General features: G+C 52.8%; 1 protein-coding gene. It reads left to right on the top strand.

Translation table 11 applies throughout. The features are described from left to right. Positions 1–434, top strand: a 434-nt coding sequence (yjgA, locus tag ACTHSP_RS22035) for a ribosome biogenesis factor YjgA (protein ID WP_440347012.1), incomplete at both ends; no start/stop codon positions are given.

Raw genomic sequence — 434 nt, 5'->3', positions numbered from 1 at the left:
GAATGGGTCAGCAAAACCCAAATGAAAAAGCAGATGAACGATTTGCAGGCTTTGGGTATGGAATTGACCAAGCTCTCCAGCGATACGCTGAAAAAAATCGGCTTGGACGAAGAGCTGTTCGAGGCGATTGCCGCCTATAAAAAAATCACGTCCAACAGCGCGCTCAAACGCCAAGCACAATTTATCGGCCGCCTGATGCGCGATACCGACCCTGCGCCCATCGAAGCCTATTTGGCCAAACTGCGCGGCGACAATACGGCGCACAATGCCTTTTTGCAACGCGTCGAGCAGGCGCGTACCCGACTGTTGGCAGACGATGGCGCGATTACCCAATTTATGGCCGATTTTCCGCAAGCCGACGCCGGCAAATTGCGCACCTTGATCCGCAACACCAAAAAAGAGCAGGAACAAAACAAACCGCCGAAAAACTTCCG

This window comes from Neisseria sp. P0001.S005 (assembly GCF_051963715.1).
Note: the sequence above shows the minus strand (reverse complement) of the source record. Positions and strands in the feature narration are given on the sequence as shown.